Here is an 8433-nt window from a genome sequence, read left to right on the forward strand (position 1 = left end):
TATTTGGGAATTAGCACGCTCTTAATTAAAATCGGGTGTCACTCACATCTTGTACCCGTCTTCCCAACCCCCTAGGGATTAAACCCTAGGCTAAAAGCTCAAATCCGCTCAAGCTTACTAGATAAGAGTTTGCGGGTGTTTACCCGCCTCAGCCTCAGTGAGCTAACGGCAGAAATAACTGACTAGCTAAACTTTCCCCCAGCTCCCAGACGTGCCGTGGCACGTCTCTACATTTTCTACATTGCTCCCCCAGATTCAGGGGCATGGACTCAACGGCTCACGTCTTTCCGCCACCCTGCCCTAGGATGCCTCTGTCGTTTCAGCCGTCGATGTTTCAGCCGCTGGAGGATTCAGTTGAGCCTGTACCTTCTTGAGCTGCTTTACCAGACGGGACTTCTTACGAGAACCATTGTTACTGTGCAGAACGCCCCGCTTCACCGCTTTGTCTATCTTAGAGTAAGCAGCAGACATACGATTTTTGACATCCTGCAACGATTCAGGACTTGGCTGACGGGCGTAATCCTCGACAGCCTCAAAATATTTTTTCATCAGCGTTCTCACCGCTGATTTATAGGTCTTATTACGAACTCGGTTTCGTTCAGCGATTTTGATACGTTTAAGAGCAGACTTACTATTAGCCACAGAAATCTTCCGGAAAACTAAGGTTTGAGATTCTAATTTACAAAATACCAGAACAACTACTATAACATCTATGTCAAAAGTGTCGCGAGTCCAGAAAAATCCAGGTAAGCTAGAGAAGAGAGTCTAGGGAAGGACGGACTCCCGCTCAGGGAACTCTCTGTTTTTATCCTAGTCTCCCACGGGTAATACCTCATGATAGGCACTCCGACTCCATGCTGCGAATAATCACTCAGCAGGCTGAGGCAAAAAATGAACTGCGGCGGATCTGCGATCGCACCTCCCACGATGGAATCATGCACAAAGAGGCGACGGTGCGAGAAGTCTTGCAGACGGTAAAACGCCAAGGGGATAAAGCCCTCTTGCACTATACCGAAGAATTCGATCATCAACGTTTAACCCCTGACCAACTGCGTGTCAGTGGCTCAGAACTGGATGCTGCCTACCAGCAAGTATCCAAGGAACTCCTGGATGCGATTCAGTTGGCAGCAAGGCAGATTGAAGCCTTTCACCGACAACGTGTCCCCAAATCTTGGGTGCAGTTTGGCGATGATGAGGTGGTTCTGGGCAAACGCTACACGCCAGTGGATCGAGCCGGACTCTATGTTCCTGGCGGTCGAGCCGCGTATCCGAGTACGGTGCTAATGAATGCGATTCCGGCAAAAGTGGCAAAAGTGCCTCAAGTCGTGATGGTCACACCTCCGGGCTTGGAGCAAAAGATTAATCCAGCCGTCCTCGTCGCTGCCCAAGAAGCAGGTGTGAGCAACATTTACCGCGTTGGCGGTGCCCAAGCGATCGCGGCTTTAGCGTATGGAACCGAAACCATTCCCAAGGTAGATGTGATTACTGGTCCAGGGAATATCTACGTCACCCTGGCAAAGAAACTCATCTACGGAACTGTGGGCATTGATTCCCTTGCCGGTCCTTCAGAGGTACTAATTATTGCCGATAGTAACGCTAACCCCGTCTATGTCGCCGCCGATTTATTGGCACAGGCAGAACATGACTCGCTAGCGGCGGCGATTCTCGTGACGACAGACTCGACATTGGCAAAAAACGTCCAAGCCGAAGTCAAACACCAACTACAGGATCATCCCCGACGCGAACTCACCGAAAAAGCGATCGCGCACTACGGCTTAATTATTGTCGTCGATTCCCTGGAAACAGCCGCTGAACTCTCTAATGAATTTGCCCCCGAACACTTAGAACTAGAAATTACCGAACCCTGGGACTTACTCAACCAAATCCGCCATGCGGGTGCCATCTTCCTGGGAACCTCCACCCCAGAAGCCGTGGGGGACTATATCGCCGGACCCAATCACACCTTACCCACCTCCGGTGCTGCCCGCTACGCTTCGGCGTTGGGTGTAGAGACATTCATGAAGCACTCGAGTCTGATTCAATATTCCTCAACCGCCCTGAATAAAATGGCAGGAGCGATTCAGGTGTTGGCACAAGCCGAAGGATTACCTTCTCATGCCGATTCCGTGCGCTTACGCACCTTTGGCGATCGACATTCGGATTGAGACAGAGCAGGGGGAGCTGGGGAAGCTGGGAAAGCTGGGGGAGCTGGGGAAGCTGAGGACGAATATTCTCAATGACCTCTTCCCCAATAACTGACCTTAAGAGTACTATTTAATTCCCCATTCCCTGTTCCCGAACAAAGGACAAATGACAAATGACCAAGGACAAATGACTTTTGTCAAACCAGTAGACAAAACCTCTGATCAAGAGGGAAAATTCCTATTGCTGGGAGCCGATCGCTCACAATCGCTCATGAATGAGGAGAAATTTTGGTGCTAAAGACGATTCTGGTAGCTCTCGACAGCTCCAAGCCAACCTATCGCTTAATTGAAACCCTGGATAACCTACAAATAACATCAGCCGCCAAAATTATCTTGTGCCATGTCATGCCTCCTCAAGACCCTGACATGGACATCCCTGTAGATCGTCCACATCCTTCGGAGGAGTTTCTTTACCAAGAAACCGAACAGCAACTGCACCTGTATCAATCTAAACTCCCTTGTTCGAGTGAAATTCAAATTGTTAACGGTGATCCCGCCGCCGAAATCATTCGCCTTGCCCATATTTACCACGCGGATTTAATTGTGATTGGCACTCGTGGATTGACAGGCGTAAAGCGAATTTTGCAAGGTTCGGTGAGTAGTCAGGTGGTGGCTGACGCCCCTTGTTCGGTATTGGTGGTTAAGGCGAATGAATAGTCTTAAGTAGGTGGGGACAATTAAAGTTAACGGTGGGGAACTCGCTTTCGCGAGAAGCAAGCTACGTCATTCGTCGTTCGTCATACTCGCTCCCTTGAGAAGCAAGCTACGTCATTCGTTTATGTAAGGGTTTGAGGCTTGTTAACATAACTTCATAAGGTTGAGCTTATTTCCACCAACCTACTTATGTCATTGGTCATAATCAAGGGAGTGAGAAACAAGCTACGTCTTATGTCATGATCGTCCCCAGTTTCCAGACGCGCCATGACACGTCTCTACATCACTCCCCTACCTTCCCCATCTCCCTCATCTCCCTCATCTCCCTCATCTCCCCCAGCTTCCTCTAAATGCTTAACACAAACTCCGGAACGATAGTAGAAAATATGGAGGTAAAAAGGGTGCAGCTATTGTGTATAAAAGATGACCGCAGAAACCTTTGATCAACAGATTACCTTATCCCTCAGACGTGTAGAAACGCTTTGGCAACAGGCACACGAATCACTCAAATTGCCCGCACTGGAGTCTCCACACACGGAGGAGATCCCAAACCAGCAGCAACATTTACTACTGGAGAGTTTGACTGAACTGTCCCATTCCCTGCAAGAACTACAATTTGCTGCCGGAGAACTACGCCAACAAAATGATAAATTAGTCCAAAGCCAGATTGCTCTGGAAGCGGAACGCCAGCGTTACCGGGAATTGTTTGAGTTTGCTCCCGATGGCTACCTGGTTACAAATCCCGACGCGATCATTGTTGAGGCAAATCAAGCCGCCGCCCAATCACTAAACTTTTCTCCAGAACGTCTGGTGGGCAAATCCTTCGCCGTTTTTGTCGCGACTCAAGAACGACGGGACTTTTATTACAAGTTGAGTCAGTTAAAACAGGGGGAGTCGATCAATAATTGGCCCGTCCAGATTCAACCCCGTGGTGATACCTCATTCCTCGCTTCCCTAACTGTTGCGCCTGTGCAAAATCCAGCGGGTCAGGTGATTGGATTGCGCTGGCGGTTACAAGATTTGACGATCGCACGCTATAAAGATTCTATGCAATCCCACGTTCATTCTCGGTTTGGTTCCATTGTGAATCGAACAGTTATTGGTCTAGGACTTCTAGATCATCAGGGGAACCTGATCGAATATAACCCCAAACTTCAGGCAATGCTCGGTTGTCCGGCTGAGGAATTAGCACCCACGTTGATGAGGTGGATGAATTTAGATAAGCCAGGAATGGAATCGGCAATGTTTCGCCAATTAATCGCGGGTGAACGTCATTCCTACCAATTGGAGAAGCCTTTCCATCATCCGGATAGCCCCATCGAATGGGGACGACTTACCGTGGCGCTGGTGCAGGAGACATCAGACGAACCTATTTCAGTCATTTTTATCCTGGAGGATATTAGTCAACAAAAACGTCTGAAAGCCAAGCAACAAGAAGTAATTCGTCGTCAACAAGCGATTCAACAGCAGCAAGCGGTTAAACAAAAAGCCAGTCAGCCGGAGAAAACGTCTCCTGTTCCCCCTCCTCCTGCAACTCCAGACACCTCCGTCGAACAACTGGGACAACTACTAAATACGATTCTCTCCAATTCTAGTGACTTTTTTCTGGTGTGCGATCGCACGGGCAAATATGTCTATGTGAATCAATCCGCAGCCCAGGCGTGGGGACTTAGCCAAAAGGATTGTATCGGGAAAACGTGGCATGATCTGAAGCTATCCACTGAGCAGATGAAACAGTTGGATATTCAACGGGACATTGTTTTAACTACAGGACAATCTGTCTCCGACGAAATTACCTTAACCACGGTTGAGGGAGTGAAGGATTACGAGTATACAATGACTCGCTTGGATCATCTTGAAGGGGACGGCGGTGCCGTTGTGATCACGTTTAAAGATTTGAGCGAACAAAAACAGGCGAGGGTAGCCGCTAGTGAAGCCATGGCAAAAGAAGCGGAATATCGGGCGCTCAAATCCCATGTTGACCGATTGGCTTCCGTGATTACCCAAGAACTCCGCCATCCTCTGAACACGATTTTTTCCCATGCGAAATACCTGGAAAATAATCCTGATTCTGACACGGAGAACAACACCCTTTACTATCTCCAGCGCATCCAAGGAAATGCTCAACGGATTAACCAAATCCTGAATGATCTGCTATTGATTAAAAAGATTGAAGCCAAGCAACTGCGTTTAAATCTCACGGAACTGGATTTAACTCCGTTGTGTCAAGAATTAATCACCCAATTACAGGAACGTACACCGTCGAAACCTCAGATTAGTTTTGTTGGTTCAGAATCCTGTTATGGTATTGGTGATGAAAGATTGTTGCGTCGGATGTTGACAAATTTACTAATTAGTGCATGGCGATATGCACCAGAGGATAGTCCGATCAAGTTGGAATTGTCGTGTCAAGATGAAAAGGTGGTATTTCGTATCCCCGATTTTGGCAGTGGGATGCCCGAATCTGAGCAAAAGGTTTTCTTCAGCGCCTTCGACACCAATCGTCAGGGTAATGAGATGATGGGGAGTCATTTAGGGCTGATGCTGGTTAAATATTGTGTGGATGTACAAGGGGGTGCGATCGCGGTAGAGTCTCAAGCAGAAGCAGGAAGTACGGTGACGATTACCCTACCTTTACCACAACCTAGGCAGGATAACTCCTAGGCGATGACGATGGGGAATAAAATCCCAATCCGATATAACCCTGGTGTGCTTTCAGGATGGTAGAGACGTAGCATGCTACGTCTCTACAGTATTCTGGAGGGGTGTTCAACCGAGTTTGAATATAGCACTACGCACTCTAGTTAGGACATATCAAGAAAACATAAAATCGCTCAATCCCTTATCAGGTAAGCGTTTTCCTTCACTATTGCCTATTGCCCATTGCCCATTCATTGCCCAGCGCGTAGCGCTATAAACCATCTGCCATCTACTTTTTGCTGTAGAATTGGGCGTTCGGCTGAAATATCGAACTCAGTTAACCAAATCGTCAAGTTTTTGCTATCATAGCTATCTAGTGAGTCGCGGACGTGGCGGAATTGGCAGACGCGCTAGATTTAGGTTCTAGTACCGCAAGGTGTGAAGGTTCAAGTCCTTTCGTCCGCATTTAAGAAGAACAAAGAAACTTCTGATCTTCCTGATCGAGAATTCAAAATATTAGATCAGGAGCAAAATGCTTTGTATACATTATCTGAACAATTTGATATACGTCATACAACCTATTTCTTGTGGGTAGTGGATGACCGTGTTTGGGTATATTCTGGTGATCTAGGAACTTTTTTCTGGGAAAATGAGCCGGACAAAAAAAAATGGCAGCGTCATGTATATGCGCGTAGTGATGTGCCAGCGCCTAGCTATTTAAAGGAGCAAAGACCTAGATTACATCAGCGTTGAACCCTTATTGTTTTCTGTTCCCTGCTTCCTGTTTTCAATACATGATCGCACTTTGTTAAGTTTTCTGTATAGGGGTAGAATGCGATCGCCTGTTTGGGGGTATGCTTAAAGATATTTTCTGCTATCCATCTCATAGACGCGATCGCGCCTCCTGGGAGGGACAGAAAAGACCAGCATCAATCAGGGGAACCTCTGGTCATGTCTTTCCGAGAACCCATCCGCAAACCAAATTTCTCACCTTTGAGTCGGAAGTCCGACACCAATCCGTTGCAGCGACGCCGTTTCAAAGTTCCGAAACCCCAGAAACCTGTGGTGCGACGCTCACCGGAGGAACAGAAGGCGTTTTTGCAACAGAAACTGGATCAGTCGGCTTTTGTCGGTTACAACGGTCTTAATGTCCCGGTTAATGTCCCTCAAACCCCACCCCCACAACCTGTACAGGAGAAGCCCACTGATGCAGGGTTAGAAGATAACGCTCAACAGCCAGAGGTTTCCGAGGCGGAAGCAACAGAGACTCAGGAAGAGGAAACGGTTCAGCCAAAGGAAGGTTCAGAAGCCGAATTATCACAGAACCCCGAATCCCCGGATACAGAAGTAGAGGGAGAGGCTGTCACCCCTGCTCAACCCTCAGCAGCAGAGAGTGGAAACAACCCATCCCCAAAACCCAATTTACAAGCTCAACTAGAAAAAGTATCTCGTTCGAGTTCCAATTTGCTGAATATTCCTGTCAAGGCTCCAGGAAAAGAACCACCGTCAATGCCAAGGGCTGAGACCTGAAGGGGTGACAATGCCTCATTCCAGGGAGCAAGCTGACGGGTTACTCGCTTGCGTGAACCATGAATGTACGTGAAGGAATAGAGCAGCGGGGTGAGGGGTCTGACCCCTGATTCGCCAGCAGTATCAAGGGGCTGGGGGTGAGGGCTGTAGCGTCACCTACAGAGGGTGGTGCAACGGTAAAGCTAGCTTGTGCGATCGCGTAAGACCCAAACGCCGAATATCATGATTTGGCACATTTTGTCAATTTAGCAACAAAAATTAATAGAGTTACCCTCTACATTAGAAATAGAGATAAAAAAGAGGGATAGTGATCATGGGCTTAATCAACAACATCGAAGTTCGTCCCTTGGAATCGGTCAAAGGCGGAACAGTCGATTTTTACACCCCCCAATCGAGTCACGAAACCATGCTGGTGCAGATTCCACCTGCTACCGTGGAAGATCTATTTGTTCACCGATTTCAAACCGATCAACTTTTAGTAGTGCGGGGAAGTTTTGTCTTGGTGGTGCTAAGAAATCGTCAGTATGATTATATTCCTTTAATTGACTCCCAGCCAACAGTGGTGCAAGTGCCAGTCGGAATTCTTCATGGTGCAATTAATCTCAATTCCGAAGCTTGTGTGGTAGTGAATGCGGTCTTGCGTCACGGTACACCTCATGAACGGGATTATCAGCCAATCAAACCACCGTTCCCTTACGATTTAGAATTGGCTCAAGCTAAGTTAACAGAAGTCACTTGTTCAACGAACACCCCATTATTAGCAGTCAATTAATTGAACCCTTGCACAATTCAGCCGAAAATTGGCACTAAATTATATTAAACCATCGCAGGTGTTTTCTGACTCCGAAACTGCGTAACTTTCATCCGCATGGTTGGCGGTGGCGCAACGGTTAAACCCCGACGAGTTGGCTTAATTGGACGATTATCTGCCAAGGTTAGTTCACAGCGCGATACAATCTTGGCTAACACCAATTTCATCTCAAATAGAGCAAGTGCTGACCCAATACAGCGACGAATTCCTCCCCCAAAGGGTAAATATTCGTACTGAGAATATTGCCGTTCTAAAAACCGTTCAGGTTTAAACCGTTTCGGTTCGGGATAGATATCCTCCCGCTGATGAGTCAGATAAATCGAAGGTAGGAGTGTTGTCCCTGGCTCAAAAGTGTGACCCATAATTTCGATGGGAGATTTAACAATTCGGGGAAAAGGATTTAAAGCAATGGGATAAATCCGTAGCGTTTCCTGGCACACGGCTGTTAAATAACCTAGACTCCGCACTTCAACTTGAAGTACAAAAAACTACATGGCTGATACAGGCAAAAAGTCCGAAAAATTAAACCTTTGAATATCTTCTAAAGAAACAGTAATTGTTTTTGGGACTCTTGAGAGTTTTTTTGAGCAGCCT

Annotated in this window: 7 protein-coding genes, 1 tRNA gene and 1 pseudogene; 7 read left to right on the top strand and 2 right to left on the bottom strand. The window is 47.3% G+C overall.

Annotation, left to right across the window (positions count from 1 at the left end; translation table 11 throughout):
- Window positions 1-300: 300 nt before the first annotated feature.
- Entirely contained in the window at window positions 301-642 is a 342-nt protein-coding gene (gene rpsT / locus RID53_RS26505; protein ID WP_446390943.1) for a 30S ribosomal protein S20, read from the bottom strand.
- A gap of 212 nt (window positions 643-854) precedes the next feature.
- Between rpsT and hisD the strand changes: the two genes are divergently transcribed.
- The 7 genes from hisD to RID53_RS26540 all read left to right on the top strand — a co-directional run bounded on the left by hisD (window position 855) and on the right by RID53_RS26540 (window position 7800).
- Entirely contained in the window at window positions 855-2165 is a 1311-nt protein-coding gene (hisD, locus tag RID53_RS26510; RefSeq protein WP_446390944.1) for a histidinol dehydrogenase, read from the top strand.
- 270 nt (window positions 2166-2435) lie between these two features.
- Complete coding sequence (locus RID53_RS26515; protein WP_446390945.1) at window positions 2436-2861, top strand: universal stress protein; 426 nt, start codon at window positions 2436-2438, stop codon at window positions 2859-2861.
- Window positions 2862-3281: 420 nt separating this feature from the next.
- The gene (locus RID53_RS26520) at window positions 3282-5522 is read left to right on the top strand and encodes a PAS domain-containing sensor histidine kinase (protein WP_446390946.1); all 2241 of its coding nucleotides are present in this window, start codon (window positions 3282-3284) and stop codon (window positions 5520-5522) included.
- 359 nt (window positions 5523-5881) lie between these two features.
- A tRNA-Leu gene (locus RID53_RS26525) sits at window positions 5882-5963 on the top strand.
- Window positions 5937-6251, top strand: a complete 315-nt coding sequence (locus RID53_RS26530; protein ID WP_446390947.1) for a hypothetical protein — start codon at window positions 5937-5939, stop codon at window positions 6249-6251. The genes RID53_RS26525 and RID53_RS26530 overlap by 27 nt, the downstream gene beginning before the upstream one ends.
- Window positions 6252-6449: 198 nt before the next feature.
- On the top strand, window positions 6450-7028 hold the full coding sequence (locus RID53_RS26535; RefSeq protein ID WP_446390948.1) for a hypothetical protein: 579 nt from the start codon (window positions 6450-6452) through the stop codon (window positions 7026-7028).
- A gap of 313 nt (window positions 7029-7341) precedes the next feature.
- Window positions 7342-7800 (top strand): dTDP-4-dehydrorhamnose 3,5-epimerase, encoded by a 459-nt coding sequence (locus RID53_RS26540; protein WP_446390949.1) that lies wholly within the window; start codon window positions 7342-7344, stop codon window positions 7798-7800.
- A 44-nt stretch (window positions 7801-7844) separates the two neighbouring features.
- Here RID53_RS26540 and RID53_RS26545 read toward each other — a convergent pair.
- A pseudogene (locus RID53_RS26545) lies at window positions 7845-8306 on the bottom strand (cytochrome P450); the annotation flags it as partial.
- Between the last annotated feature and the right edge of the window lie 127 nt (window positions 8307-8433).

The organism is Coleofasciculus sp. B1-GNL1-01, assembly GCF_040220235.1.
Taxonomy (GTDB): Bacteria; Cyanobacteriota; Cyanobacteriia; order Cyanobacteriales; family Coleofasciculaceae; genus Coleofasciculus.